The 26,976-nt window shown below is 43.3% G+C and carries 24 protein-coding genes; all 24 read left to right on the top strand.

The genetic code is table 11. The features are described from left to right. The first annotated feature begins 14 nt into the window (after positions 1 to 14). The gene (flhA, locus tag E0698_RS02740; protein WP_192510526.1) at positions 15 to 2,048 is read left to right on the top strand and encodes a flagellar biosynthesis protein FlhA; all 2,034 of its coding nucleotides are present in this window, start codon (positions 15 to 17) and stop codon (positions 2,046 to 2,048) included. Then, on the top strand, positions 2,045 to 3,484 hold the full coding sequence (flhF, locus tag E0698_RS02735; RefSeq protein ID WP_134910118.1) for a flagellar biosynthesis protein FlhF: 1,440 nt from the start codon (positions 2,045 to 2,047) through the stop codon (positions 3,482 to 3,484). Before flhA ends, flhF begins: the two co-directional genes overlap by 4 nt. Then, positions 3,481 to 4,368, top strand: coding sequence for a MinD/ParA family protein (locus E0698_RS02730; protein WP_134910116.1), 888 nt, complete (start codon positions 3,481 to 3,483; stop codon positions 4,366 to 4,368). The genes flhF and E0698_RS02730 overlap by 4 nt, the downstream gene beginning before the upstream one ends. 31 nt (positions 4,369 to 4,399) lie before the next feature. Beyond that, on the top strand, positions 4,400 to 5,914 hold the full coding sequence (gene cheB, locus E0698_RS02725) for a chemotaxis-specific protein-glutamate methyltransferase CheB (RefSeq protein WP_192510525.1): 1,515 nt from the start codon (positions 4,400 to 4,402) through the stop codon (positions 5,912 to 5,914). Between the two features lie 33 nt (positions 5,915 to 5,947). Beyond that, positions 5,948 to 8,047, top strand: coding sequence for a chemotaxis protein CheA (locus tag E0698_RS02720; RefSeq protein WP_134910112.1), 2,100 nt, complete (start codon positions 5,948 to 5,950; stop codon positions 8,045 to 8,047). Between the two features lie 60 nt (positions 8,048 to 8,107). Beyond that, positions 8,108 to 8,569, top strand: a complete 462-nt coding sequence (locus tag E0698_RS02715) for a chemotaxis protein CheW (RefSeq protein WP_014281101.1) — start codon at positions 8,108 to 8,110, stop codon at positions 8,567 to 8,569. A 3-nt stretch (positions 8,570 to 8,572) separates the two neighbouring features. Continuing rightward, on the top strand, positions 8,573 to 9,199 hold the full coding sequence (locus tag E0698_RS02710) for a chemotaxis protein CheC (protein WP_025684945.1): 627 nt from the start codon (positions 8,573 to 8,575) through the stop codon (positions 9,197 to 9,199). Beyond that, positions 9,192 to 9,689 carry a chemotaxis protein CheD gene (locus E0698_RS02705; RefSeq protein WP_025684946.1) on the top strand — a complete coding sequence of 166 codons (498 nt, stop codon included), beginning with the start codon at positions 9,192 to 9,194 and terminating at the stop codon, positions 9,687 to 9,689. Before E0698_RS02710 ends, E0698_RS02705 begins: the two co-directional genes overlap by 8 nt. Before the next feature lie 2 nt (positions 9,690 to 9,691). Continuing rightward, positions 9,692 to 10,114: a hypothetical protein gene (locus tag E0698_RS02700; protein ID WP_025684947.1), complete on the top strand. Its 423-nt coding sequence runs from the start codon at positions 9,692 to 9,694 to the stop codon at positions 10,112 to 10,114. 5 nt (positions 10,115 to 10,119) lie between these two features. Next, a complete protein-coding gene (locus E0698_RS02695) occupies positions 10,120 to 10,908 on the top strand; it encodes a FliA/WhiG family RNA polymerase sigma factor (protein ID WP_134910108.1) in 789 nt (262 codons plus the stop codon). A 45-nt stretch (positions 10,909 to 10,953) separates the two neighbouring features. Next, positions 10,954 to 12,363 (top strand): DUF342 domain-containing protein, encoded by a 1,410-nt coding sequence (locus tag E0698_RS02690; protein ID WP_149095833.1) that lies wholly within the window; start codon positions 10,954 to 10,956, stop codon positions 12,361 to 12,363. A 76-nt stretch (positions 12,364 to 12,439) separates the two neighbouring features. Beyond that, positions 12,440 to 12,760 (top strand): hypothetical protein, encoded by a 321-nt coding sequence (locus tag E0698_RS02685; protein ID WP_134910106.1) that lies wholly within the window; start codon positions 12,440 to 12,442, stop codon positions 12,758 to 12,760. A 40-nt stretch (positions 12,761 to 12,800) separates the two neighbouring features. Continuing rightward, positions 12,801 to 13,424, top strand: a complete 624-nt coding sequence (locus E0698_RS02680) for a hypothetical protein (protein WP_192510524.1) — start codon at positions 12,801 to 12,803, stop codon at positions 13,422 to 13,424. Next, positions 13,421 to 14,068 carry an endolytic transglycosylase MltG gene (locus E0698_RS02675; protein WP_134910102.1) on the top strand — a complete coding sequence of 216 codons (648 nt, stop codon included), beginning with the start codon at positions 13,421 to 13,423 and terminating at the stop codon, positions 14,066 to 14,068. The genes E0698_RS02680 and E0698_RS02675 overlap by 4 nt, the downstream gene beginning before the upstream one ends. A gap of 259 nt (positions 14,069 to 14,327) precedes the next feature. Next, complete coding sequence (rpsB, locus tag E0698_RS02670; protein WP_013309916.1) at positions 14,328 to 15,026, top strand: 30S ribosomal protein S2; 699 nt, start codon at positions 14,328 to 14,330, stop codon at positions 15,024 to 15,026. Between the two features lie 132 nt (positions 15,027 to 15,158). After that, on the top strand, positions 15,159 to 15,806 hold the full coding sequence (gene tsf, locus E0698_RS02665; protein WP_134910100.1) for a translation elongation factor Ts: 648 nt from the start codon (positions 15,159 to 15,161) through the stop codon (positions 15,804 to 15,806). A 125-nt stretch (positions 15,807 to 15,931) separates the two neighbouring features. Beyond that, a complete protein-coding gene (pyrH, locus tag E0698_RS02660; RefSeq protein WP_013309918.1) occupies positions 15,932 to 16,660 on the top strand; it encodes a UMP kinase in 729 nt (242 codons plus the stop codon). Next, the gene (gene frr / locus E0698_RS02655) at positions 16,660 to 17,214 is read left to right on the top strand and encodes a ribosome recycling factor (RefSeq protein ID WP_025684954.1); all 555 of its coding nucleotides are present in this window, start codon (positions 16,660 to 16,662) and stop codon (positions 17,212 to 17,214) included. The genes pyrH and frr overlap by 1 nt, the downstream gene beginning before the upstream one ends. 84 nt (positions 17,215 to 17,298) lie before the next feature. Next, a complete protein-coding gene (locus E0698_RS02650) occupies positions 17,299 to 18,066 on the top strand; it encodes an isoprenyl transferase (protein ID WP_134910098.1) in 768 nt (255 codons plus the stop codon). 17 nt (positions 18,067 to 18,083) lie between these two features. After that, positions 18,084 to 18,875, top strand: coding sequence for a phosphatidate cytidylyltransferase (locus E0698_RS02645; protein WP_134910096.1), 792 nt, complete (start codon positions 18,084 to 18,086; stop codon positions 18,873 to 18,875). 82 nt (positions 18,876 to 18,957) lie between these two features. Continuing rightward, the gene (locus tag E0698_RS02640; protein ID WP_192510523.1) at positions 18,958 to 20,097 is read left to right on the top strand and encodes a 1-deoxy-D-xylulose-5-phosphate reductoisomerase; all 1,140 of its coding nucleotides are present in this window, start codon (positions 18,958 to 18,960) and stop codon (positions 20,095 to 20,097) included. 594 nt (positions 20,098 to 20,691) lie between these two features. Continuing rightward, positions 20,692 to 22,824 carry a peptidase domain-containing ABC transporter gene (locus E0698_RS02635; RefSeq protein ID WP_192510522.1) on the top strand — a complete coding sequence of 711 codons (2,133 nt, stop codon included), beginning with the start codon at positions 20,692 to 20,694 and terminating at the stop codon, positions 22,822 to 22,824. 89 nt (positions 22,825 to 22,913) lie between these two features. Next, positions 22,914 to 23,132 carry a hypothetical protein gene (locus E0698_RS02630; RefSeq protein WP_192510521.1) on the top strand — a complete coding sequence of 73 codons (219 nt, stop codon included), beginning with the start codon at positions 22,914 to 22,916 and terminating at the stop codon, positions 23,130 to 23,132. Positions 23,133 to 23,349: 217 nt separating this feature from the next. Beyond that, positions 23,350 to 26,493, top strand: coding sequence for a type 2 lanthipeptide synthetase LanM family protein (locus tag E0698_RS02625; RefSeq protein WP_192510520.1), 3,144 nt, complete (start codon positions 23,350 to 23,352; stop codon positions 26,491 to 26,493). Positions 26,494 to 26,976 lie beyond the last annotated feature (483 nt).

Genomic DNA, 26,976 nt, shown 5'->3' with positions numbered 1-26,976 from the left:
AGGCCAAGAGACCCGTGAAAATAAAAGAAATAACCGTCCTTGCAGGCGTCATCGGCATCGTTCTTATGATGATTCTACCGATCCCTTCATGGTTGCTCGACATTTTGCTCGTGATTAACATATCGATTGCTTTGATGATTCTACTCGTTTCTATGAGCACGAAGGAAGCTTTACAGTTTTCTATTTTTCCTTCATTGTTGCTCATCACAACGTTGTTTCGTCTGGCGCTTAACATTTCTACGACCAAGCTCATTTTAGGTGAGGGACATGCCGGAGAAGTCGTGGCTACGTTTGGTAGTTGGATTGCAGGCGGACAAATTGCGGTCGGTTTTGTTGTCTTCCTGATTCTCGTGGTTGTGCAGTTTATCGTGATCACCAAGGGCTCCGAACGGGTTGCTGAGGTAGGCGCAAGGTTTACGCTGGACGCGATGCCGGGTAAACAAATGAGTATTGATGCCGACCTGAATGCAGGTCTGATCAACGAACAGCAAGCCCGTGAACGGCGTAGTAAAATCGAACGGGAAGCGGATTTTTACGGAGCAATGGACGGTGCCAGTAAATTTGTTAAAGGTGACGCCATTGCGAGTATTATCATTTTGATTATCAACATGGTCGGCGGTTTCATTATTGGTATGGCTGTTCAGGGTAAAGGGTTTCAGGAGGCGCTGTCGACTTACTCCGTTCTGACCATTGGTGATGGACTGGTCAGCCAGATCCCCGCATTGCTCATATCCACGGCGTCAGGCTTGATCGTTACACGAGCTACGTCTGATGGAAACTTGGCGGATGATTTGACGGATCAGCTCTTTTCATATCCAAAGCTAATTTACATTGTGGCTGCCACGATTGCTTTGTTGGGCTTGTTTACTCCTATTCATATCATTACGACCCTTCCACTGGCTGTTCTGCTGTTTTTTGCGGCCCGAAGAATGCAGGGCAACATGGAACGTAAGCAGATTGCTGATGAGCAGATGGAAGAAGAGCAACAGATCGAAGAGGTTCGCAGTCCGGAAAGTGTTATTAATTTGCTTCAGGTGGACCCAATCGAATTCGAGTTTGGATACGGGCTGATTCCACTGGCTGATACACAGCAGGGCGGGGATTTGCTGGATCGGATTATTATGATCCGTCGTCAATGTGCGCTGGAGCTGGGATTGGTTGTGCCGGTCATTCGCATACGGGACAATATCCAGCTCAAGCCAAACGAGTATGTAATCAAAATTAAAGGCAATACGGTAGGCGGCGGGGAATTGCTGTTGAACCATTATCTGGCGATGAGCCCAGGATACGACGACGATTCCATTACGGGTATTGAAACGACAGAACCAGCCTTCGGATTGCCTGCGCTCTGGATTGATGAGAATACCAAGGATGTTGCGGAGCTGTCCGGTTATACGGTTGTGGACCCTCCTTCGGTCGTAGCTACTCATTTGACAGAGACGATCAAGAAACACGCCCACGAGTTGCTTGGCAGACAAGAAACGCGGTCGCTGGTCGACAATCTCAAGGAAAATTATCCAGTGCTTGTGGACGATCTTATTCCTTCCGTATTGGCGATTGGAGATGTACAAAAAGTGCTGGCCAAGCTGTTAAAAGAAAAAATATCCATCCGCGATATGGTGACCATTTTTGAAACACTGGCTGATTACGGCACTTATACAAAAGATCCGGACGTGCTGACTGAATATGTCCGTCAGGCGTTGTCCCGCCAGATTACGCAGCAGTTCGCCCAGCAGGGAGAGACACTACGTGTCATTACCGTGGGACCAGGGCTGGAGAAGAAAATTGCCGAAAGCGTGCAACAGTCGGAGCAGGGCAGCTATCTGGCTCTTGATCCGGTATCAACGCAGACGGTGTATCAAAGGATGATGGAGCAAATCAACCGTCTCATTCAATCCGGGCAGCAGCCTATCGTACTAACGTCACCGACGATTCGTATGTATTTGCGGCAAGTGATGGAACGGACGATGCAGGATGTCCCGGTACTGTCGTACAGTGAGCTAGAGCCGAACGTCGAAATTCAAAGTGTCGGGGTGGTGAACTTATGAGAGTGAAACGATATGTAGTGGATACAATGCCGGAAGCCATGATGCAAATCAGAGGTGACTTTGGAACGGATGCCGTCATTTTGAGCACCAAGGAAATGAAGATCGGCGGATTTATGGGTATGTTCGGTAAAAAGAAAATCGAAGTCGTCGCTGCGGTAGAGGAGCAGCAGCTTCAAAAACCACGACGGACTCAACCGTCACAGGAACCTTATGTTGAGGCTTTTCCACCCATGAATGCTCCTGAGCAGCAGGAAGCACCGTCGTCACCAGTGGTCCCCAGACAAGCCGCTCCAGAAGCCTATCGACGGGTAACGCAGATGACGAACGGTTCCAAAGAGGGATTGGCTGATTTGATGGCTGCGGCCGAACAAGTTGCCCCAGGCACAGAACGATCTTCATACGGAGCAGGTTATAGTGTGGAAGCTGAAAATGAAGCTTTCAACAACAAAGCAGCAGTTCCGAAAAAGGTAACATCCAACGAGTTGTTTAAGCAAGCGTCGGAGGCAAGCATTCCAGACAAGATGGGGGCAGAGGAAAATCAATCCCTGCTTTATGAATTACGGGAAATGAAAGCCATGATGACTCGAATTTCCCGTAATTCTACGATGGAAAACACTTGGCCGGAACCGTTACAAGAGATTTGTGAGCGTATGCTGGAGCAAGAAGTGGAACGCGATTTGCTGGAGCATTGGCTGGAACGGGTATATGAGCGCCGAAGTGAGCATCCATCTGATCCTGAATCTTTTGATTGGGAGCAGGCCCTTCGTGCAGAAGTGACCGGATTCATTCGGGAAAGGCTGGACAAGGGCATCTCGAAAGATACCAAAATTGTCTATGTGGCAGGTCCAACCGGAGTAGGAAAAACGACGACCATTGCGAAGTTGGCAGCGGAACAGTTGTTTAAGCATCACCGCAAAGTCGGATTTATTACCTCGGACACGTACCGTATCTCGGCCGTCGAGCAGTTGCGTACATATGCTACGATTTTGAATGTGCCGCTTGAAGTTGTGCAATCTCCCGGAGATGTTCACAGAGCCATTCAACGTCTGGAGCATTGTGACTTGATCCTGATGGATACCGCAGGACGAAATTATCGTAATGAGCTACTCGTTTCCGAATTGCAAAGTCTGCTTTCACCTATTAAGGAAAGTGAGACGTATCTGGTGCTTAGCCTAACATCCAAAAGCAAAGATATGCTCAACATAACTGGACATTTCAATAAGTTTGGCCTTGGTAAGGTTGTATTTACCAAAATGGATGAGACAGGTAGTTGCGGCGGTTTGTTTAATCTGTTGCACCAGTTTCCAATGCAGTTGGCCTATATTACGAACGGTCAAAATGTGCCTGATGATCTGCTGCATCCAGATACAGAAATGGTGACAAGCCTGCTGTTCGGAGCCACAGAATCGTCAGGAGATACCGGGGATTCTGTATGAGTGACCAAGCCCAATCTCTTAGACAAATGGCTTCTGCCCTGGATAAGTATCGACTACCTGCACGTAATCGCCATGCGAAAATCGTGACAGTCACCAGTGGTAAGGGCGGTGTGGGCAAGTCCAATTTCACCCTTAATTTTGCTTTGGCCTTGCAATCGCTTGGGCGAAAGGTACTCGTATTTGATGCTGATATCGGTATGGCCAATATTGATGTGTTGATGGGTGCCAACTCAAGATACAATCTTCTTCATCTGTTAAAACGTGAAAAATCAATGGCCGAAATTGTTCAAACGGGCTTGGGAGGCTTGCCTTATATTGCTGGAGGATCTGGCCTGAGCGAGCTGTTCTCGTTATCCGATGACGATCTGAATTACTTTGCCGATGAGGTGGAGAAAATTGCGGCAGATATGGATTATGTTTTGTTTGACACTGGCGCGGGGTTATCTAAAGAAAACCTGAAATTCATAACATCCGCTGACGAGTGTATGGTCGTAACTACGCCAGAGCCGACGTCTTTGACGGATGCTTATGCGCTGATCAAAGTCGTCAGTGGATTGCAAAAGGATACAGTATTCAAAATTATAGTCAATCGTGCCGATAACGATAATGAGGCCCGTCAAGTTGCCGATAAGATAGCTCTGGTTGCGCGACGCTTTTTGGAGATCGACATTCCGTTGCTGGGACATATCAGTGATGATACGCATGTCATGCAGGCAGTCAAAAGGCAGGTGCCTTTTTCAATTGCTTATCCGGGATGTACGGCATCCAGAGATGTGTTGAATCTGGCGCACCGTTTTGCAGCGATGCCACAGACTCCGCAATCAGGTACTTTGAGCGGAATCAAAGGGTTTATGCAAAAATGGTTGCGGCGTTCGGCACATTGATTTTGACTGAAAGGAAACAGAGGTGTTTAACATGTGTGCTTACCGGGTGCTGGTTGTGGATGATTCGGCCTTTATGCGCAAAATTATTTCAGATTTAATTGTAAAAGATGAGTCGTTCGACATCGCAGGTACAGCCGCCAACGGCAAAGAGGCTGTAGAGAAAGTGAAGGAGTTACAGCCTGACCTAGTCACAATGGATGTCGAGATGCCTGAAATGAATGGCCTTGAAGCGCTTCCTCTTATTATGGCGGCCCATCCGCTTCCGGTCATTATGCTCTCTGGTATTAATGAACAGGGTATGAAGGAGACCATTATGGCTCTGGAAGCAGGAGCTTTCGATTTTATACGGAAGCCCTCCATCTCTCACGCGCAGGATATCAAGCAGGTGGGCAAGGCGCTACTGGAGCAGATGCACACCGCTATGCTAGCAGTCCGCAGCCGATTGGAGCGCAAGGAAGCTAACGAACGAAAAGCAGCGCTGGAGCGGACTACAGAAGGACAAGTTTTAGCTGACATGGGAACGGAAGGTAAAGAAGCTACAGGCAAGGCTCTTATTGCAACTGCTGCACCGATTCCGCCGAAGCGGGATGCTGGCAAGTCCGTTCCGGCAGCCAAGTCGGCCGCGAAACGGCCGCAGACAGGAAGTTCTGTACCTGTCAGCCATTTAAGTAAGCCAGTCGCCCAGCCGCGGAAGACTGCCCAAGCACCTGCTACGCAGAAGAAGGAAGAGCCGCCCAAGGAAGTTGAACGTGCGACAAGGCAACTGAATACTTCGGGTACGTCCGCAGCTAAATCGCAGCACAGCACGGATAAGGCAGGGCTTATCAAACCTGAGCCCCGGAAAACGGTGTCTACACCGATTCCTTCGACTCCAGTTGCTTCTTCGGCTGTTACGCCCCCAGTGAGGGCACCCATTGTTCAGTCAGCGCCCAAGGGGTTCTCCCTTAAAAAAGGAGTATATTCGCCCAACTTCCGCAAGCTGGTCGCAGTCGGATGCTCTACCGGTGGTCCGCGTGCGCTCAAGACGTTGTTGGAACGCATTCCCGGGGATTTTCCCGCCCCGATTGTCATTGTGCAGCATATGCCGCCCAACTTTACCCGTTCGCTGGCACAGCGTCTGAATACGTTGAGTCCGCTCCGGGTGGTTGAAGCCGAGCAGGGGATGACGCTGGAGACTGGAACAGCTTATATCGCTCCGGGAGGATATCAATTGAGAATTGTGCCGGGAGCCAGTGGTAAATACACCGTGTCACTGAAGACGGAAGAAGCTCGTAACGGTCACCGTCCTTCTGTTGACACGATGTTCGAATCGTTACTCCCGTTAACCTCTCTGGAACGGCATCTGGTGTTGCTGACTGGCATGGGTAGCGACGGGGCTAAAATGATGAAAAAGCTTTTTGATGCAGGGGTACAATCCACATTTGCTGAAAATGAGGAAACTTGCGTAGTGTACGGAATGCCCCGCTCGGCCGTAGAGTTAAAATGTGTGCGCCACCTTCTGCCGATGCAGGAGATCGCCCCCAAGCTTGTACAAGTTGTGAAATAATCGGAGTGTAACTCATGGAGGAGGTGTCTCACAATGGACATGAACCAATATTTAAACATGTTTATTGATGAGTCGAATGATCATCTGCAATCTCTTAACGAAAAAATGCTTCAACTGGAAAGTAATCCTACCGATCTGGGCATCGTTCAGGTGATTTTCCGGTCTGCCCATACCCTCAAAGGAATGGCTGCTACAATGGGTTTTGAAGACCTGGCATCGCTCACTCACCAAATGGAGAACGTTCTTGATCTGGTACGTAACAACAAGCTTGCGATGCAGGAATTTATATTCGATACCTTTTTCAAAGGGTTGGATGCGTTGGAGTCCATGGTACAGAACATTACAGAGGGTGGCGATGGAAAAGCGGATGTATCCTCTATTGTAGCTTCACTGCAATCCATCGTGCGTGGCGATTTCCAAAAATCCGGCACAGATACTGTTACTGAGGCGGTTACGCCGAAAAAAGCGGCTGATAGCGAAAGCGCGGGTCTTGTGCTGGATCAATTCCAGTATTCTGTACTCGAGCAATCTATTTCCGAAGGTCATCGGGTTCACTATATACAGGTAACGATTAGCTCAGAAAGCCAGTTGAAGGCTGCGCGTGCCTTTATGGTATTTAATACGCTGGAGAACACTGGTGAAATCGTAAAAGCTTATCCGTCTGTGCAGGATATTGAGCAGGAGAAATTCGAACAAAATTTCTCGTTATATTACATAACGCAGAAAGAGGTAGGAGAGCTGGAAAAGGAAATCGCCAGTATTTCCGAAATTGAGTCCGTCTCCGTTGTACAGCTGGATCAGGAATCGCTTAAGCAAATGAGCGAAGTCAATGCCGGACTGGCAGAAACTGCTGCGGCGCAGGAAGCCCCGGTAGCTGTACAACAACAGTCCGCTGCATCCCAGCCGCAGTCTCCAACTGCGGCCTCCGGCGCTAAGCCAGCCGAAGGTAAAGCTCCAGTAGCCAAGCCAGCAGCGCCTACGCACAACCGTACGATTCGTGTCGACATTGAACGTCTGGACGTATTGATGAATTTGTTCAGTGAATTGCTCATTGACCGTGTACGGTTGGAGCAACTGGCGAGTGAGGCTTCCAATCCGGCATTGACGGAAACGGTAGAGCATATGAGCCGTGTAAGCAGTGATCTGCAAAATGTCGTGCTTAAATTGCGGATGGTACCCGTGGACACGGTTTTCAATCGTTTCCCGCGTATGGTGCGCGACCTGGCCAAATCGCTGGATAAAAAGCTGGATTTGGTTATTACTGGCGCGGACACCGAAATGGACCGTACCGTTATCGACGAGATCGGTGATCCGTTAGTGCATTTACTGCGTAACTCTGTGGATCACGGCATCGAGCCAGTAGCGACCCGTATTGCGGCAGGCAAACCGGAGACAGGAACAGTTCATTTACGTGCTTTCCACAGCGGCAATAACGTGTTCATTGAGATTGAAGATGATGGTAGCGGCATTAATCGCGAGAAGGTACTGAAAAGTGCCATTTCCAAAGGGATTATGACGGAGGAACAAGCAGCTGCAATGACCGATGAAGAGGCCCATCAGGTGCTATTCGCTCCGGGATTCAGCACAGCCGAGGTCATTTCGGACGTTTCAGGACGCGGCGTTGGACTCGATGTAGTTAAATCTAAAATCACTTCCCTTGGCGGTAACGTTACGATTCATTCTGTTCTGGGCAAAGGAACCAATTTTTCTGTACAATTGCCACTGACACTATCCATTATTGCGGCCATGATGATACAGATCGGTTCCGAAAAATATGCGATTCCGTTGTCTTCTATTGTGGAGACCGCGATCGTCAAACGGACACAAATCCGTTCTGTTCATGGCAATAAAATGATCGCTTTCCGCGAATCCCATATTCCGCTTATCTCCTTGAGTCAGTTGTTTGAAGTGCCAGACTTCAATGAGGATGAAGAAGAAGAGACAGAGGTTGTTGTTATTCGCAAGGGTGACCGTTTGGCAGCCCTTTCTGTTCAGGACTTTTTGGGACAAAGTGAAATTGTTCTTAAAAACCTGGGCAAATACCTTCCGAACATTCAGGGAATTTCAGGCGCCACGATTTTGGGTGACGGTCAGGTTGCTTTGATTATCGACCCTAATGTTTTCATTAAATAATGTCTTCATTAAATGAAAGAAATGTGAAATTGCTGACATCCATAAGGAGGGTTTTTAGACATGGGAGAAGAAATTAAAGTTATCGTATTTAAACTTGGTGAAGAAGAATACGGTGTCGAAGTAGAAAAAGTCCAATCCATTGAGCGCATGGTGCCGATTACACGTGTTCCAAGAACATACGATTTTGTCAAAGGCGTATTCAATATGAGAGGCGTGGTCATTCCCGTTATTGATCTGCGGGGTCGCTTTGGATTGTCTGAGGCGGAATACACCGATCAAACCCGGATTATCATCGTTGCAGTGGGTGAGATGCAAGTCGGCTTTATCGTTGATTCGGCGAACGACGTAATTGACCTGAATACCGACAACATTGAGACACCACCGGAAGTCGTTGGCGGAGTCAAGGCTAAATATTTGCGTGGAGTCGCTAAAATCGGTGAAGAGCGCTTGCTCATCATGCTGAATTTGTCTGAGGTGCTGAATCGGAGTGAAATGAACCAACTGGAAGGCTTAGAGGATTAGTTTATGGAGAATCTTGAGAATCTTGAAGATTTCAAGTTGGATGTTTTGAAGGAAGTCGGTAACATTGGTTCGGGGAACGCTGCTACAGCGCTCTCCCGACTTCTGAATAAACCCGTTGATATGGGTGTACCTAAAGTACAGATGCTGCCTTTTGAGGAGATTGCCGAAAAGGTTGGCGGGAATGAGCAACTTGTCGTTGCGATATTTTTCAGAGTCGAGGGCGAAGCTCCAGGCAATCTCTTTTTCATATTGCAACCTCATGCGGCAAAAAGTCTGCTTTCCCGGCTGGCGAATATTCCCTCGGATGATGAGGACAGCTTTAACGAAATGGAGCATTCCGCTCTGTCCGAAATCGGAAATATTTTAGCGGGTTCATACTTGTCCTCATTGGCCGATTTCACCCGGTTGTCCATGTATCCGACTGTTCCTGCACTAGCTTTGGATATGGCCGGTGCCATTCTCAGCTACGGATTGTTACAATTTGGTCAGATGGGGGATGCAGCCCTGTTGATTGACACATCGTTTCTGGAGGGGCAGAATCAGATTGAGGGTCAATTTTTCCTGATTCCGGATCCGGAATCGTTTGGTAAAATATTCAGGTCGTTAGGAGTCCCGATGAACGATGATTGAGGATAAAAGCATCATCAAAGTGGGCATGGCAGACTTGAACGTAACCAGCAATCCAAACTCCATTCGCACGACAGGACTTGGTTCCTGCGTCGGGTTGACCCTCTACGATCCTCATTTAAAACTGGCTGGTATGGCACATGTAATGCTACCGTCATCGGACATTGCACGTGAAGGGCAACTTAACATTGCTAAATACGCCGATACCGCGTTGCCAGAGCTATTTGAGCGGATGCTGAAATTGGGAGCCGAACGCCGCAGACTGGTCGCCAAAATGGCAGGGGGAGCGCAAATGTTCGCCTTTGCCGGCAGCGGGGACACCATGCGAATTGGTCCGCGCAATGTGGAATCATGCAAGGAAATGCTCGTAGATCTCGGTATTCCACTGCTTGCGGAGGATACAGGCGGTAGTTATGGCCGAACGATTGAACTGGACTGTGAAACTGGCGTTTTGAATATTCGAAGCGTACAAAAAGGTGTAAAGGAATTATAATTATGTTATTTGGCAGCTTACGCATTAATCTTTGGTCTGGAGTAGTCGGATTTATCCTGACTTTTGTGTTGTCCACTGGCAGCAATCTGCTGACCACGAGCTTAATTCGTGGCTTGATCGCCTTCGTTTTTTGGTTCCTGCTTGCATTTGTGCTGCGCTGGGCACTGGGTGTCGTAGCGCGGCCAGATCTGGGTAATGCCCAAAGCCGGGCAAGCTCTCAGGTGGATGGCGTAGGGGGGAATCTGGACCTGACGACACCAGACGAAGATGAAAACCTAAATGAATTGTTGAAGCCGAAACCAGAGCAGACGGACGGGAAAAACACCGGTTTTGCGCCTTTAAACCCGCCTAAGCTGGTTTCAAACAAGGACCCTGAAGAATTGGCCAAGGCCGTTCGTCACCTGACAGACAAACAAGGAGGGTGAAGCCGATGAACGAGCGAAAAGCCGCTCATTTAAACCATTCCGAACTGTGGGAGCAATGGAAAGAACACGGTGACAAGGAAGCAAAAAAGCAGTTAATTGAAAAGTACCTTCATATTGTGGAGTATGTGTCGGGACGCCTTGCAGTAGGTTTACCTAAAAATGTATCCAAAGATGATCTAGCCAGTAACGGGGTCATGGGCTTGATTGATGCTCTTGAAAAGTTTGACTATGAACGTGGTTTGCAGTTTGAGACTTATGCTTCCTGGCGCGTTCGAGGAGCGATTTTGGATGGTCTTCGCCAAGGAGACTGGGTTCCACGTTCGGTCAGGGAAAAAGCGAAAAAAATTGAGGATGCCTATCAGCATCTGGAGCAGAGATACTTACGCACGGTAAGTGACGAAGAGATGAGCCATTATTTGGACGTCTCTGAAAAAGAGTTTCAAACCATGATCCAGGAGGTCGCCGTTATGTCGATCGTTTCACTGGAGGACCCGATCCGCGAAGAAGAGTCGGAGACACGGCTTTCCCTTTTAGTCGATGAAAAAGCGAAAAATCCGGATCACAAGGTCAATGAATTTACACTTCGTGATGCGCTTGCACAAGGCATTGATAAATTGACTGAAAAAGAACGTATCGTTGTTTCTTTATTGTATTACGAGGATTTGTCACTCAGTGAAATCGCTGAGGTCATGTCGCTTTCACCCTCGCGAATTTCACAACTACATTCCAAAGCCATATTGCGGCTGAGAGCGACACTGGACAAACAGCGGGATCTGCTAATGCGTAAAGATTAAACGTACGGGAGGTTACAGTAACAGTTAGACGGAAGGAGCACCCCTGTGGAGAAGCAATATGCTTTGGACCAGTATTTAAAAGTGGTCGTCTCACCCGATAAACTTAGCGCTTATTTGGAGTTTGCCAAACGTGAAGAAGGCTTTTCCTGTTCTGTGGAAGAATTGGAGCGTTTCCTGAATAACCAAAAAATAAGTCATGGTTTGATTACTGATGCGATTCATACGTTTGTGGCAAGATCGGAAGATTATTTCTTCACCAAATTACTGATTGCTGAGGGAACACCGCCGATTCATGGCACGGACGGAAAAATTAATCTTGCTGAAGTTGTGACTGGTGAAGATGCACATAAGCCGCTCGAAACCATGGATGGACGAGTGGACTATAAAGAATTAACCCGTTTAAAGAATGTAAAGCGTGGACAACTGATTGCCGAGCGGGTTGATCCATTGCCGGGTGTACCTGGTATTGCTGTAACGGGAGAGGAAATTCCTTACCTTTCAGGCAAAGAGGCACGGTTTAAAATCGGGAAAAACGTAGTTGTTCATCCAGAGGGCGTTGCAATGTACGCAGCTATCGACGGACTGGTGACTACGACTGAAAAGGGTAAGCTCAATGTGTTTCCCGTATATGAAGTGAACGGTGATGTGGATTATAGCGTCGGCAACATTGACTTTGTTGGAACCGTCGTCATTCGGGGTAATGTCCTGACAGGTTTTCGTATTCGGGCGGCTGGCGACATTCGTGTCATCGGCGGCGTGGAAGGTGCTGAATTGGATGCGGAAGGCTCAGTCGACATCAGTGGCGGTATTATCGGTTACCACAAGGGGTATGTGAAAGCTGCACAAAATGTGAAATGTTCCTTTATCCAGGATGGTAACGTGATTGCAGGTGGCGAAATACTTGTATCCCAAAGCATCATGCACTCCCAGATCAAAGCCAGTAAGAATGTACTTTGCGGAGGGGCTAAAGGACTGATCGTAGGTGGTAGTGTACAAGCTGGCGAAAAGGTAGTGGCGCGCACCATCGGTAATACGATGTCCACGGCCACTATAATCGAAGTAGGTGTACTGCCAGAGTTGCGCGATGAGCTGACTGAACTCCGGGCACGTTTGAAGCAACAGACAGACAGCCAGGATAAGACCAATAAGGCCCTCACCATATTGGACCAGCTTGCTGCTGCTGGACAGCTTGCCCCTGATAGAATGGCGATGCGAATCAAGTTGACATCTACCAAAAAATCAAATGACAACGAGCTTCTGGAAACCAAATCAAGAATGCTGGAGATTGAACGAACCTTAGAAGATACAAGCCGCGCACGGGTAGAAGTCAAAAACGTTATTTACGGCGGCTCTAAAATAGTTATCGGCAGATATACAAAATTCATTAAAGATTCGGTGGAAAGAATGGCGTTTTATTATCATGAGGGTGACATCAGCATGTCCTCCTCCGTGTAATCTGGCACAGGAATAACAAGTTTTCTTATTCCTCGGAAAACAGATACGGATGCCCAATCGGAAAGGGTGTGGTCCAATGAGCCTGAAAGCTGTTGAATTACAAATCGCCGTACCTCGTACCAGTGAAGCGGGTAAGTACCAAAGCGAATACCAGCAACGTCCGATGAATGAGCAAGCGTTGTTAGGGCAAAAGACCGAGCAGGAGACAGAAAAGATTCGTCAGCGAAGCAGTGCGGTGGATGAATCTACGGAAACATTCGTCGGTGAGAGGGAAACTGGAGGGCAGGGCAGTCATTCTTCTGGACAGAGTCGATCTCGGTCCAGTGAAAATGAACTGCCAAAGGAGCATCCTGCAGAGCATCCATACAAGGGACATCATATAGATTTTTCGCTCTGATCCGACAGGTGGAAAGCGTTATAAAAGGAGACGATGGGCAGTGGATCAACCATGGATATATATTGTTCTGCTGGGTGCCGCAGCTGTTGTCTACGCCTGGGTGCTGCCCAAGCGGCAGGCAGGCCGGGGAACAGAAGAGGTCGTCGTCCAAAAGGTCGAGGCCACCTTGGAGCAATATATGGCCGATATTGAAAACGACAATGATGAGCTGATTGAGCTCGTATCCGGGATAAAGCAGGAACATGCGGTTAAACAGGCCTCATTGCAGGAGCAAGTGGCTGAGCTTCGGAACCGGATTGTGGAGCTTGAACGCCAGGCTGCGCTTGCTTCAGTTTCTACACAGTCAGTGTCTGGATCTGAGGTACTACATACAGGTACCCCGCATCAGGTGGTGGCGGCTTATGGTCAGTTCCGCAATACGCAGTCTGCTATTCCCATGCAGGCAGAGCAGTCTGACGCCTCTATTGTAGCTGTGGAAGTGCAGGCGCCGTTGCAAGAAGCTGAGCCGGAAGCTCAGCAGGAATCTATCCGTGAGCGTTATCAGGAACTGTTCTCGCTGTATGAGCAGGGCAAATCGGTGGATTACATTGCTAAGCAATCAGGCATCCAACGGGGCGAGGTACAGCTCATATTACAACTGGCGGAACGGGAGGATCTGACGTGATCAAAAATCGTTCATTCATGCTGGGTATGGGCACCGGACTTATTACAGGCGCACTGTTGCTGCAACTGGCGATGATCGGTCAGGGTCAATCGCAGCCGTCTTCAGTAGACCCGAAAAATATGACTCGTGAGCAATTGGAGGAGGCGGCAGCCGGACTGAATCTTCAAATCAGTGATAGTTCTGATCCGAAGATGACAGAAGAGGAATGGCGTAACAAGGTGATCAAGGAAGGCAATAAAACACCGGTTGCTCCCAAAAAGGCAGAAGCGGCGCAAATTCCATCGACACCAAAGAAACCTGCAAGCAGTACACCTTCGGCTGCTTCTAAGCCTTCAGCAAGCACGACTGCACTCCAAAGTCCGGATAAGCCGCAAACTAAAGGTTCGAGTGCTACGACTACTCCAGATATGCCTAAACAGCCAGCCACTCCGCAAGTGCAATATAGCATTGCATCGGGAAGCAATCTGAGGAGTGTGGCATCTGGTTTGCAGAAGGCGGGCGTCGTATCGGATGCCAGCGCGTTTGAGGCAGAGGCTAAGGCTCAAAAAATCAATACCAAAATCCGTACCGGTACCTATGAGTTTGCCAAGGGTGAGGATTTCGGTTCTATCATTACTAAAATTACAAAGAAGCCGTCCAACTGACCGTGTTATCGGGAAGTGGGCGGTTTTTATTTTTCGCTAGAAAGCTCTACGGGCGGGAATAATCAGTCACATTTCGCGCTAATCCTGCTTTTGTCGAAAAGTTGGTTGCAACGCTGCGGGTGTTATGGTATATTAATTGACGGTGTTAAAAACGCACGTCGATTAATTTTGTAAAGGGTGCTTTCCCAATGGAAAGTCTTTGCGAGAAATGATGTCGGCGGAGGACACACAAAAAACCAAACTTAGGAGGTGCGTGAAGATGGCAGTAATCTCCATGAAACAGCTTCTGGAAGCTGGGGTTCACTTTGGTCACCAAACACGTCGCTGGAACCCGAAAATGGATCGTTATATCTTCACTGAAAGAAACGGTATTTACATCATTGACTTGCAAAAGACAGTGAAAAAGGTTGAGGAAGCTTACAACTTCGTAAAAAGCATTGCAGCTGAGAATGGTACAATCCTGTTCGTAGGCACGAAGAAACAAGCGCAAGATTCCGTTAAAGAAGAGGCAGCACGCGCTGGTCAATTCTACATCAACCAACGTTGGTTGGGCGGTACGCTCACTAACTTCCAAACCATTCAAAAACGTATTGATCGTTTGAAACAACTGGAAGCTTGGGAAGAAGACGGTACTTTCGCAGTTCTTCCTAAAAAAGAAGTTATCATTCTCCGTAAAGAGAAAGATCGTCTTGAAAAATTCTTGGGCGGTATCAAAAACATGAAGGGCCTTCCAAGCGCTCTGTTCATCATTGATCCACGCAAAGAACGTATCGCGGTTGCTGAAGCTCGCAAATTGGGTATCCCAATCGTGGGTATCGTTGATACAAACTGCGATCCAGACGAAATTGACTATGTTATCCCAGGTAATGACGACGCGATTCGCGCTGTTAAATTGCTGACAGGTAAAATGGCTGATGCAGTTATGGAAGCTAATCAAGGCGAAGAAACTACAGCATAATATTTCCTTGCGGAAATACTTATATGAATTAAATGAAAAGGGTGGTTGGCAGGTGTATAACCTCTCACTACCCTTTTTTTAAGGGATAAAGCTTGTGTACACCACTGAAAATTAAATTTGGAGGGAAATAATATGGCAGTTAATGCTAGCGCAGTAAAAGAGCTACGTGAAAAAACAGGCGCAGGAATGCTGGATTGTAAAAAAGCGCTTGAAGAAGCAAACGGTGATTTGACAAAAGCAGTTGAAGTTCTGCGTGAAAAAGGACTTGCGGCTGCAGCGAACAAAGCAGGCCGTATCGCTACTGAAGGCGTTGTTGAATCCTACATCCATGCTGGCGGCCGTATCGGCGTACTGGTAGAAGTAAACTGCGAAACAGACTTCGTCGCTAAAACAGACCAGTTCAGAGATTTTGTACGTGACATCGCTATGCATATCGCTGCATCGAACCCTCGTTATGTTCGTCGCGAAGAAGTGCCACAGGAAGAGATCGAAAAAGAAAAAGAAATCCTGAAAGCACAAGCTTTGAACGAAGGCAAACCAGAAAAAATCGTTGAGAAAATGGTTGAAGGCCGCATCGGTAAATTCTATGAAGAGTTCTGTCTGTTGGAGCAATCTTTCATTAAAGATCCGGACAAAACAATCTCCACACTCATCAACGAAAAAATCAGCACCATTGGCGAAAATATTTCCCTGCGTCGTTTTGTTCGTTTTGAACTGGGCGAAGGTTTGGAGAAAAAAGAAGACAACTTCTACGAAGAAGTTATGTCTCAAGTGAAATAATAATTACCAACGAACGGTAATTGCATACGGAAAGAGCAAAGAATTGGAACACATCAGTGTTCCTTTTCTTGCAACAGGACATCTATCCTGTACATAATATATAGTCGATATTGGAGGGTGATCATTTGGAAAAACCTGTTTTTAAGCGTGTTGTTCTGAAAGTCAGCGGAGAGTCGCTGTCCGGCCCGAACGGTTACGGTATTGATGCGGATACAATTGCGTCGATCGCCGAGCAGGTCAAGGACGTTGTCGAACTGGGAGTAGAAGTTGCTATCGTGTGCGGAGGCGGCAACATTTGGCGGGGTATTGCCGGAAGCGCCAACGGAATTGACCGGGCAACAGCGGATTACATGGGGATGCTGGCAACGGTGATGAACTCACTGGCACTACAGGATGCTTTGGAACAAATTGAAGTTCCTACGCGTGTACAGACATCTATCGCAATGCAGCAAATTGCTGAGCCTTACATTCGTCGTAGAGCTATCCGCCATCTGGAAAAAGGCCGTGTTGTTATTTTTGCGGCAGGTACAGGGAATCCGTTCTTCTCAACCGATACTACAGCTGCTTTGCGTGCTGCCGAAATTGAGGCTGAAGTGATTCTGATGGCTAAAAATAAAGTGGACGGCGTGTATTCAGCTGATCCGTTTAAAGACAGCACAGCCGAGAAGTATGAGCAACTTACGTATTTGGATGTGCTCAACAAAAATCTCGGTGTTATGGACTCCACGGCTTCCTCGCTGTGCATGGATAACAATATTCCGTTGATTGTCTTTGCTATTACAGAGCAAGGTAACATTAAACGTGTCGTGTTGGGTGAGAAAATTGGCACGATCGTCAAAGGGAGTGTAAATTAATGCCACAATCTGTGAAAAAGAGCGCTGAAGAGCGCATGCATAAAGCAATTCAGTCGTTGCAACGTGACCTTGCATCTTTGCGCGCTGGTCGGGCGACGCCAGCTCTACTGGATCGCGTTCAGGTTGAGTACTACGGTGCAATGACTCCAGTCAATCAGTTAGCTAATGTAAATACACCGGACAGCAGGACTTTGATGATTCAGCCTTGGGATAAATCCTCCTTGGCCGACATTGAGCGTGCTATCCAAAAATCCGATCTGGGGTTGACTCCTTCCAATGACGGGAATACCATTCGCCTGAGTATTCCTGCTTTGACAGAAGAACGCAGAACCGATCTGGTGAAGCTGACGAAAAAGAACGGCGAAGAAGCGAAGGTCGCCATTCGTAACATTCGTCGCGATGCAAATGATGATATTAAAAAAATGGAAAAAACCGATATATCCGAGGATGAATCCCGTAAATATCAGGAAGAGATCCAGAAAACGACCGATAAATTCATCGCTGAAGTGGATAAAGTTTTGGCTGCAAAAGAAAAAGAAATTATGGAAGTATAAGAGACTGGTAGCCCCTCCCTTACGGTGGGGTTTGTCTCTTTTCAAGCCTGAGGCACATTTTCAGAGAATGCTGGAGGAACTGGAATGATCAAACGGGTTCGGTCTTGGTGGAACGGGGAACAAAAACAGCAAACACCGGCCATTTCAAAAGACAATATTCCGCAGCATGTTGCTGTCATTATGGATGGGAACGGCAGATGGGCCAAACGGATTGGAATGCCGCGGATTGTAGGGCATCAAAATGGAATGAAGGCAGTGAAGCGCACAGCAATTGCTGCGGATGAACTGGGCATTAAATATTTGACCTTATTTGCCTTTTCAACTGAAAATTGGTCGCGTCCCAAGGATGAAGTCGATTTTTTGATGCGGCTGCCGCAAGAATTTTTGGCTATTGAGCTTGACGAGCTGATTGAAAAAAATGTACAAGTACGTATGATGGGAAATAAGGAGCATTTGCCTTCTCATACCGTTGATGCGCTGACTGAAGCGACTCGGCGAACTGAAAATAATACCGGACTTGTTCTTAATTTTGCATTGAATTATGGAAGTCGGCTAGAAATCACTGAATGTATGCAAGCGTTGGGTCGTGAAATTGAGGATGGGAAGCTTAAACCCGGAGATATTACGCCCGAACTCATTGAGAACTCTTTGCTCTCCAGCGGTATGCCGGACCCTGATCTTCTGATTCGGACAAGTGGCGAGCTGAGACTCAGCAATTTTATGCTCTGGCAACTTGCTTACAGCGAGCTATGGTTTACTGATATTTATTGGCCTGAGTTTAAGAAAGAGCATTTATACGAAGCAGTGGTCGAATATCAGCGGAGATCACGGCGGTACGGCGGGCTGAAGTAAATGGAGGATGAAAGCCGTTGAGACAGAGATTGATTACCGGTATTGTGGCAGGCGCATTTTTTTTGGCGATGGTCCTGTGGGGCGGATTGGCCTACCATTTGCTCATTTTGGCCATGGCCCTAATCGGATTCTATGAATTCGCGCGGATGACCAATGTATCTCCTTTCAGCAGTACGGCGTTAGTTGGCTATGCAGGAATATTAACTTTTGTATTTCCTTATCAGCCCTTGGGTCTGCACTCACCATTACCGTCTATAAGTCTGCTTTGGCTGCTGATGATTATTTTTATGATCATTACGGTGGGAACGAAAAATAAAATCACAATTCAAACGGTGTCCATACTATTTCTCGGTACTGTTTATATAGGCTTTGGATTTTCGTATATTGCGGAATCACGCCATATGGAACATGGGCTTTTATGGACCTTTTTGTTGCTGGCTTGCATTTGGGCAAGTGATGCAGGGGCTTATTTTGTAGGTAAAATGGCGGGGAAGACAAAGCTATGGCCTGCGATCAGTCCAAATAAAACAGTCGAAGGGTCTATAGGCGGGATTGTTTTAGCGTTGGCTACAGCACTGATATTTGCCGGATTGTCAGAAGGGCTGCTGCCATGGGACAAAGCTTTCGCTATCGGTTTATCTTGTGCAGTTGTGGGTCAACTGGGCGATTTAGTGCAATCTGCGTACAAGCGGGTGTACGACATTAAAGATTCCGGTAATCTGCTGCCAGGGCACGGTGGTATACTAGACCGCTGCGACAGTTGGATTGTCGTTTTTCCATTTGTACATATGCTGATGCTGCTTCCATGACCCTTACTTGGTGGTTACAGATTATGCTCAGGTTAAAATTAGCTGCAGAGTAACGGTTATTTTCAAGATAGGAAGGTGCTTCATGAAAAGAATTACGGTACTCGGTTCAACCGGGTCTATTGGAACACAGACACTGGATGTCGTATCTATGCACCCGGATCAGTTTGCCGTAGAGGCTTTAGCAGGTGGCTCAAATATAAAGTTGCTTGTCGAGCAGGCGAATCTATACCAACCCAAGAAGGTGTCCGTTGGCACCAAGCAATTGGCGGAGGAAATCCGTCCTATGTTGCCTTCCGGAATGGAACTGCATTGGGGGAATGAAGGACTCGTCGAGCTAGCAGCGAATACGGATGCAGATATGGTTGTGACAGCTGTAATGGGCAGTGTCGGATTGCACTCCACGCTGGCCGCGATTGAGGCTGGAAAACAGATCGGTTTGGCCAATAAGGAAACACTGGTTACCGCCGGTCATCTGGTCACAGAACGGGCCCGGGCGAAAGGAGTGCCGTTGCTGCCGATTGACAGTGAGCATTCAGCTATTTTTCAATGCTTGAATGGTGAGCGTATGAAAGATGTGGCACATATTACTCTCACGGCATCGGGCGGTTCTTTTCGTGATTTGACAAGGGAACAGCTTCGTGAGGTTACGGTGGAAGATGCGCTCAAGCATCCCAATTGGTCGATGGGTGCCAAAATTACGATTGATTCGGCAACGATGGTAAACAAAGGGCTAGAGGTCATTGAGGCGCACTGGTTGTTCGGACTTGATTATGAGCGGATTCACGTGCTATTGCATCCTGAAAGTATCATTCATTCCTATGTAGAATTTGTGGATACCAGTATTGTCGCTCAACTAGGTAACCCTGATATGAGAGTTCCTATTCAATACGCCTTAACATATCCTGAACGGATGAAGTCTCCCGCCAAGCCGCTGTCATTGGCTGAGGTGGGAAGGCTCCATTTTAAGGAAATGGATTTTAATCGTTTTCCTTGTTTAAGGCTTGCCTTTGAATGTGGTAAAATGGGTGGTACAGCACCAACTGCATTTAATGCGGCTAATGAGATTGCTGTTGACCGTTTTCTGCGTGGAGAAATTCCTTTTCTGCATATCGAAGCCGTTATTGAGCGTGTATTGGAACGGCATGAAAACATTGCGCAGCCTCTATTGGAAAATATTGAACTTTGTGATAAGGAATCACGCAGGATTGCTAGTTTTCTTTAATTTCTTTAAAAAATATTACACACGTAAAAAACAAGCTGATAAATTAACAATTTATCAGCTTGTCAGGCTGTCGAGAAACCCCTGTTTTTTTGCAGGGGGTTTAAAACTGTCTTAGTGGTCTAAAAACTAGAGTCCTCAGATCGTTTTAAATCGATTTTTGTTTTAAAAGATGCGTCTACCCATATAAAAATAGAAGTGTCGAAAAGTCCTCTGGACTTTCTCGACACTCTGACAAGCTGATAAATTAACAATTTATCAGCTTGTTTTTATTATAATGGTAATTTTGAACATTAAATGATATAATTTTTTAGAAAAGGCGTATTTATCTATAATATAAAACTTGTTATTTATCTAAAAATGTATTGGGAAACATTCTGTTTTCAAGTAAATGGAAGAATGTTTCCTGGTATTGATAACATACCTCAGCAAGCGGGCTGGAGACCGTCTACTATTTCACATTTTCACCAAAGTAGATGGCATTCCAGAGGAGGGGATTTGTTTTGATCAGACAATGTCTGACTAAGGGGAATTCCCAAATTATAGCTAATAAACAAGCGCTTATAATACTTATTTTATTTAGGGGAGATTTAAATTATGAAGTTTAATAGGAAAGTTCCCTATATTGAGCAGATGGATCAAACGGAATGTGGTATTTGCTGTATTGCAATGATCTCGGCGTATTACAAAAAATATATTTCATTATTTGAGTTGCGTGAACGTGCAGGGAATGGTCGAGATGGCTTATCAATGTATCATCTCAAGGAACTGGCTGAGGAACTCGGATTCGAAACACATTGTTATAGAGAAACTTCAAATAACTTATCAAAATTTCACTTTCCTTTAATTGCATATTGGGAAAATAGACATTTTGTTGTGCTAGAAAAAAAGTTTGAAAACTACTACATAATTATCGATCCAGAATACGGAAGGAAAAAAGTTGGATTAGAAGATTTCGAACTCTCGTTTTCTAATTATATTTTAGAATGTCTTCCTGGACAAAAATTTCAGAAACAAGCTCCTTCAAAAATATGGGCACCTTTCCTTAAACTTTTTTTTGGCATGCGTAGATTGGTATGTTCTATTTTGATAGTTTCAATAATATTACAAATTTTAACTTTAGGGATGCCAATGTTGACGCAGTATATTATAGACTACATAGTTATTGCAAAAAATTTAGACTTAACTGAGACCTTACTTGTTGGTATTATTTCACTTGTTTTATTCCATATGCTCTTATTTTATTTGAAAGGAAGGGCATTGATTCTACTGGAGAATATGCTCGATACTAAAATGACAACCAATTTTTTTGATCATTTATTGGCACTTCCGTATGGTTTTTTTCAACTAAGATCTTTTGGTGATATTTTATTCAGGGCTAGTAGATTAAGAATTATAAGAGATATCTTATCTAATCAGATACTAAAAGGGACTTTAGATTTTAGTTTGTTAATAGTGGTTTTTATATATATTTTTTATAAATCAGTGCCTTTAGGGTTGTGGGTTATTTTTTTTGCGGCTGTTCATGTTTTGTTTGCAATATATAGTCGTAAGAAATTAATGCAAGTAAATCAGGAATCAGTCCTAAAAGAGTCTAGTTTAAATGGAATTCAAACAGAAATATTATACGGGATTATGGACATAAAAACATCTGGTGCAGAAAAAAAGATGTTTGAAAAATGGAATTATCAATTTAACAATTTTATTGAAGTACAAAAAAAGCATGGGTCAATTAGTAATATAATAAATACGGTTTTGTCTGGATTAAATCTTTTTGCTCCGATGCTCATATTATGGATTGGTAGTCAGAAAGCATTCTATGGAAATATAACAATTGGTGAACTTATTGCATTTAACACCATCGCAATACAATTTTTTGTATTGAGTACTTCGTTGACTCAGACAGTAAACTCTTTTTTTATAACAACAGTCCATCTTAGAAGAGTGCAGGATGTATTAAATACACCGAGGGAGGAAAACGGAGAAGAAACGATTCCTTTAGACATATTTTCTGGTGATATTACTCTTAAAAATGTCTATTTTAAATATTCTAGTTTATCTGATCCAGTCTTATCTGATATTTCTCTAAGTATAAAAAGTGGTCATAAAGTAGCTATCTTAGGGAAATCAGGATCTGGAAAAAGCACTTTGACTAAAATATTAATCGGCCTTAATTCTCCTTCAAGTGGTACTGTTAATTATAATAATTACAATATAGAACTATTTAATAAGAGCTTGTTAAGAGAGAAAATTGGGGTGATTTCTCAAGAGATAACTTTGTTTAATCGTACCATTTTTGAGAATATTACATTCAGTAATGATAATATATCTTTTCAAGAGGTAATTAAAGCTGCAAAAATAGCTCAAATCCATGATGAAATTATGAGTATGCCAATGAATTATAATACAGTAATTTCAGAGTTAGGAGCGAGCTTATCTGGAGGACAAAGGCAACGAGTAGCAATAGCTAGAGCTATTGTACATAATCCTAGTATTTTAGTGCTGGATGAGGCTACTAGTGCTTTGGATTATTATAACGAACAAAAAATTGACGAATATTTCCAAAACATGAATTGCACAAGAATAGTAATAACTCATAGGGTTTCTTCTGTTGTAAACTCCAATAAAATATTTATTATGGATAATGGAAGAATTGTTGAACAAGGGACACATACCGAATTACTGAATAATAATAATTTTTACAAAGAGTATTTCAATTTTATTACTTAAAATTGAAAATATATCAACTATTTGATATTATCCTTTTTTATGGTATAATGAAAATGTTCCAATAATTAAACTGAGAGGAGACGTTACAAATGAGTAAAAAAGAAATGATTCGCGCTTTAAGAGATCCTGAGTTTAGAAAGCAATTCGAAGATTTCAGTCATCCTTCTGGTGTTGTAAGTGAAGATGAACTTAAACAAGTAGTAGGTGGAGCAGAATTAACGCCAAATTCAATTATTGTTACTTTGGGAACTGGAAGTGGCTGTAAGACCTATTATGTATGCACCAAAACTAATGACTGCATAGCCTGAGTCTAGCAATGATATTTGCAATTCTATAATAGGGCCGTTTTCTCAAGTCGCATAAAGCGATTTCATGCAAAACGGCCTTCTTTTCTATAATGAGATTCTATTTTATACGAAGCTAAGATAACAAAATAATTTTTAGTCTATCATTTTCCTCATTGAGATACTCTAAACCAATTGTCTCATTTTTTATATAAAACTTAGTTAGAGAGGAGATAATATGTTGAATACACCTGATCATAAGAAATTACGTAAGAGTGCCTATCTTAATGAAAGATATCTGAATAAACCGGATATTAGTTTTGAAAATGAGTCTGATTTTTCTTTAACTTGGAAAGCTGCAGGTGAATTTGACCTAAATAAATTGAAAGTTAGAGCAGAAATTGACGGATTGACTGTTGATGAATTCAATCAGATTCTTGAAAATAAGGACAATTTCATTTTGAAAAAGGACTTAAAATGGATTCACTCTTTAAATAATATAATGAATTGTAAGTATAAAAGAAGTTCAATATATCGACAAGTAATTGATGGGAAATTATTTTCTACATTTTTCACTCCTTTTCTTAAATATGCAGAGATGCGTTTAATTCAGAGTGTTGATAGGTTTAAGGGCGAATATGCACACACAGATTATATTCAACTGCCAGAAATAATAATTAGATATCTAGAAAACTTGCACAGAATAATTTATAATTTAAGTATAAAAACTTTAATACAAGAACTTCATATTGCAAAAATTTCAAATGAGTTAATTGGTAATAATTCAAGGGAGAGATATGATTTTTTTGAAGTCGAAATTCTTTCAACTAAAAAATATTTATTTGAACTGTTTGAGGTTTATCCTGTTTTAGCTAGATTAATTGTTGAAAAAGTAATGAAATATATAGATTATAATTTAGAAATTTTATTAAACTTTTTGAATGATATAGAAAATATAGAGACACTTTTTGTTGGTAATTTTACTCAACTTATAGAAATTGAAGTTGGAGTTGGTGATTCCCATAATAATGGGAGGTCTGTAGCGATACTAAAATTCAAATCAGATGATCGATTGGTTTATAAACCACGTTCTTTACTTATTGATATGAAATTTGATGATTTTTTAAATTGGATTAATGATAAAGGCTTCAATTGCAAATTGAATTCCGCACGAGTTTTACCAAAAGAAAATTATGGATGGCAAGAGTATATATATCACAATGATTGCAATTCTGAATTAGAATTAGAAAATTTCTATTACAGGTATGGAGGTTACATAGCATTATTACGTTTATTCAACTCAAGAGATTTCCACCTGGAAAATATTATAGCGAATGGTGAAAATCCTATTTTAGTAGACTTGGAAACATTATTTAGTAATCAGCTTGATTTTTTAAGAGAAACAAATGGATTAATGAATCATTTTAATAAAGAGTTTGATTCATCTATTTTCAGTAGTTTATTAGTACCATCCAATATAAACGGAAATAATATTTCAGATGTAAGCGCATTAGGACAGAATGTTGCTGTGGAGAGTACAGCTTCAGTATGGTCAGTAGAAGAGGCATACACAGATAAGATACGATTAGTTAAAAAAAATGTAACTTTAAAAAAGAGTAATAATCAACCTACTTTATTGAAAAAAGAAATCAATATCTCTAATTATTTCAAGTTTATAGAATACGGTTTTAAAAGCATGTTCTTTTTATTGTATGATAACTGCGAAGAATTAATATCTCCAGCAGGTCCTATTGCTTCTTTTTCAGATGTGAAAGTAAGACAAGTTTTCAGATCTACTAGTGATTACGGAGCGTTTTTAGAATCAAGTTTGCATCCAGATTATTTACAAAATGGTTTAAATAGAGTTCAACTTTTTGATTATTTATGGAAGGAAGTTTCTCAACATAAGAATTTAAAAGAAATTATTTCTAGTGAGTGTTCTGAACTTGTTAATCACGATGTACCTATTTTTACTTTTAATTTTAATGGACAAGAAGTATATAACAGTCTAGGGCACAAATTAAATGTGAGCTTTCGTGAAGACAGTTTAAAAAAAGTAATGAATAACTGTAGAAATCTAAGTAAAGTTGACTATGAAAAGCAACTAAGATATTTAAAGCTTGCTTTTAAAATAGCGGATAAAAATTATGAAGGGGATTCTAATCATGAGATCATCACTTGTTATAATAAAGCAAAACAATTGACATCTAATGATTTTATTGAGTATGCAAGTTTTATTGGTGATTATCTAGTGAGGCATGCAGTTTGGGATAAGAAAAACAAACTTGTTACTTGGCTTGATCTTAAAGAAAATGATAGATCTGAAAAGTACATCTCTCCTCTTGGTGAGACACTTTATGACGGCTCCTTGGGAATTATTTTATTTTTAGCGTATCTTGCTCAAGAATCTAATAACTTTTTATATAAAGAACTAGCTCAAGATGCGCTCAATTCAACATTAAGTGTAATTCGTGACAACGAATATCAATCATTGTCTGCCTTCAATGGACTAGCTGCGGTATCTTATGTACTGGTTCATTTAAGTGAACTTTGGAGTGATGAAAATTTGTACTATGAAGCCCTTAAGTATATATATGAAGTTGAACCTTTAATTGAGAGGGATGAAGCCTTTGACATAGTGGGTGGTGTGGCGGGGGTTATAATAATTATTTTAAATCTATATAAATTAACACCCAACGAAAGGCTCATCAGCATTGCTGAAAAATGCGGTGATCACTTGTCCAATTATCTGGTTAAGAAAATGGCCGATCAATTTACGGAAGAAAGGCTTCTCACTGGTCTATCTCATGGAATAGCGGGCTATGCATGGGCCTTGTTGAAGCTTCATTCTGTTATACACAAAAAAGTTTACTTTGATACGGCTCAGGGAATCCTTAAAATTGAACGGGAATTATACAATGAGGAAAATAATAATTGGATAGATCTTAGAGACAGAGTTAATCCCCATTATAACTCAGTTTACTGGTGTCATGGGGCTCCAGGGATCGGATTAGGAAGAAGTCTTATTTCCGATTTTTATGAGGATGATTATTTACTTATAGAAATTAAGTTGTCAATGAAAAAAATGGTATCAAATGGTTTCGATTTTGGTAATTGCTTATGTCATGGGGGAATAGGAAATCTAGATATTTTATCTGTTATAAAAAAGAAGTGTAAATTGATTAGTCATGATTATAACTTTTTACTTTTTGGACAAGAAATTGTACAGGCTATGAAAGAATTTTGGTTAACAGGACAACTCAATGGAAATACTTCTTTGGGATTAATGAACGGTATAACTGGTATAGGGTACGGATTTTTAAGGATTTTTAATGAAGAACTACCCTCCGTGTTAGCATTGGAGTTGCCTCATACTAAAAATTAAAACACGCCATTTTACACTTTATTTTTGGACTAGTTATTCCCAGCAGTTGCATCGCCAAGGACTAAGCTGCATCAAACCGATGTATACATTAGCTCCGTCGATGAACGAAAAAGTGTCAGTTTTCAGCGGGAACTTTCCCTGATTGAAAAAACTATATAAGCGGAATTAGGGAGGAATTAGCATAAAAAAGAAGTTGTCTCAATAGTAATTTACAAGTGAAGCACCATCCGACTGTGCAGGGCAAGATATGAAACTTTTAGGTTCGGCTCATATAGTAAATGATGAAATTACTCATTTACTATATGAAGATGAATCGAAGGTTCGGATATACAAGCCATTCAAAGAAATGGTTTCTGCGTGGAAAACAGCGAATCTTTTTCAATCGACAAAAAAGATTCATGTGGAGTAGATAAATGAAAGTAGTTGCTGCTCGTTGAAGAACAATGGAAATTGGTTGAAATCATGAAGCTTCCTATATGTTGG

It is taken from the genome of Paenibacillus sp. 23TSA30-6, assembly GCF_014858585.1.
GTDB lineage: Bacteria > Bacillota > Bacilli > Paenibacillales > Paenibacillaceae > Paenibacillus.
This window is presented reverse-complemented; position numbering and strand designations above follow the sequence as displayed.

Bases quoted from the DNA above. Each gene is read 5' to 3' on its own strand.
- flhF (WP_134910118.1), top strand. From the start codon at position 2,045: ATGAGAGTGAAACGATATGTAGTGGATACAATGCCGGAAGCCATGATG.
- E0698_RS02730 (WP_134910116.1), top strand. From the start codon at position 3,481: ATGAGTGACCAAGCCCAATCTCTTAGACAAATGGCTTCTGCCCTGGAT.
- cheB (WP_192510525.1), top strand. From the start codon at position 4,400: ATGTGTGCTTACCGGGTGCTGGTTGTGGATGATTCGGCCTTTATGCGC.
- E0698_RS02720 (WP_134910112.1), top strand. From the start codon at position 5,948: ATGGACATGAACCAATATTTAAACATGTTTATTGATGAGTCGAATGAT.
- E0698_RS02715 (WP_014281101.1), top strand. From the start codon at position 8,108: ATGGGAGAAGAAATTAAAGTTATCGTATTTAAACTTGGTGAAGAAGAA.
- E0698_RS02710 (WP_025684945.1), top strand. From the start codon at position 8,573: ATGGAGAATCTTGAGAATCTTGAAGATTTCAAGTTGGATGTTTTGAAG.
- E0698_RS02705 (WP_025684946.1), top strand. From the start codon at position 9,192: ATGATTGAGGATAAAAGCATCATCAAAGTGGGCATGGCAGACTTGAAC.
- E0698_RS02700 (WP_025684947.1), top strand. From the start codon at position 9,692: ATGTTATTTGGCAGCTTACGCATTAATCTTTGGTCTGGAGTAGTCGGA.
- E0698_RS02695 (WP_134910108.1), top strand. From the start codon at position 10,120: ATGAACGAGCGAAAAGCCGCTCATTTAAACCATTCCGAACTGTGGGAG.
- E0698_RS02685 (WP_134910106.1), top strand. From the start codon at position 12,440: ATGAGCCTGAAAGCTGTTGAATTACAAATCGCCGTACCTCGTACCAGT.
- rpsB (WP_013309916.1), top strand. From the start codon at position 14,328: ATGGCAGTAATCTCCATGAAACAGCTTCTGGAAGCTGGGGTTCACTTT.
- tsf (WP_134910100.1), top strand. From the start codon at position 15,159: ATGGCAGTTAATGCTAGCGCAGTAAAAGAGCTACGTGAAAAAACAGGC.
- frr (WP_025684954.1), top strand. From the start codon at position 16,660: ATGCCACAATCTGTGAAAAAGAGCGCTGAAGAGCGCATGCATAAAGCA.
- E0698_RS02650 (WP_134910098.1), top strand. From the start codon at position 17,299: ATGATCAAACGGGTTCGGTCTTGGTGGAACGGGGAACAAAAACAGCAA.
- E0698_RS02640 (WP_192510523.1), top strand. From the start codon at position 18,958: ATGAAAAGAATTACGGTACTCGGTTCAACCGGGTCTATTGGAACACAG.
- E0698_RS02635 (WP_192510522.1), top strand. From the start codon at position 20,692: ATGAAGTTTAATAGGAAAGTTCCCTATATTGAGCAGATGGATCAAACG.
- E0698_RS02630 (WP_192510521.1), top strand. From the start codon at position 22,914: ATGAGTAAAAAAGAAATGATTCGCGCTTTAAGAGATCCTGAGTTTAGA.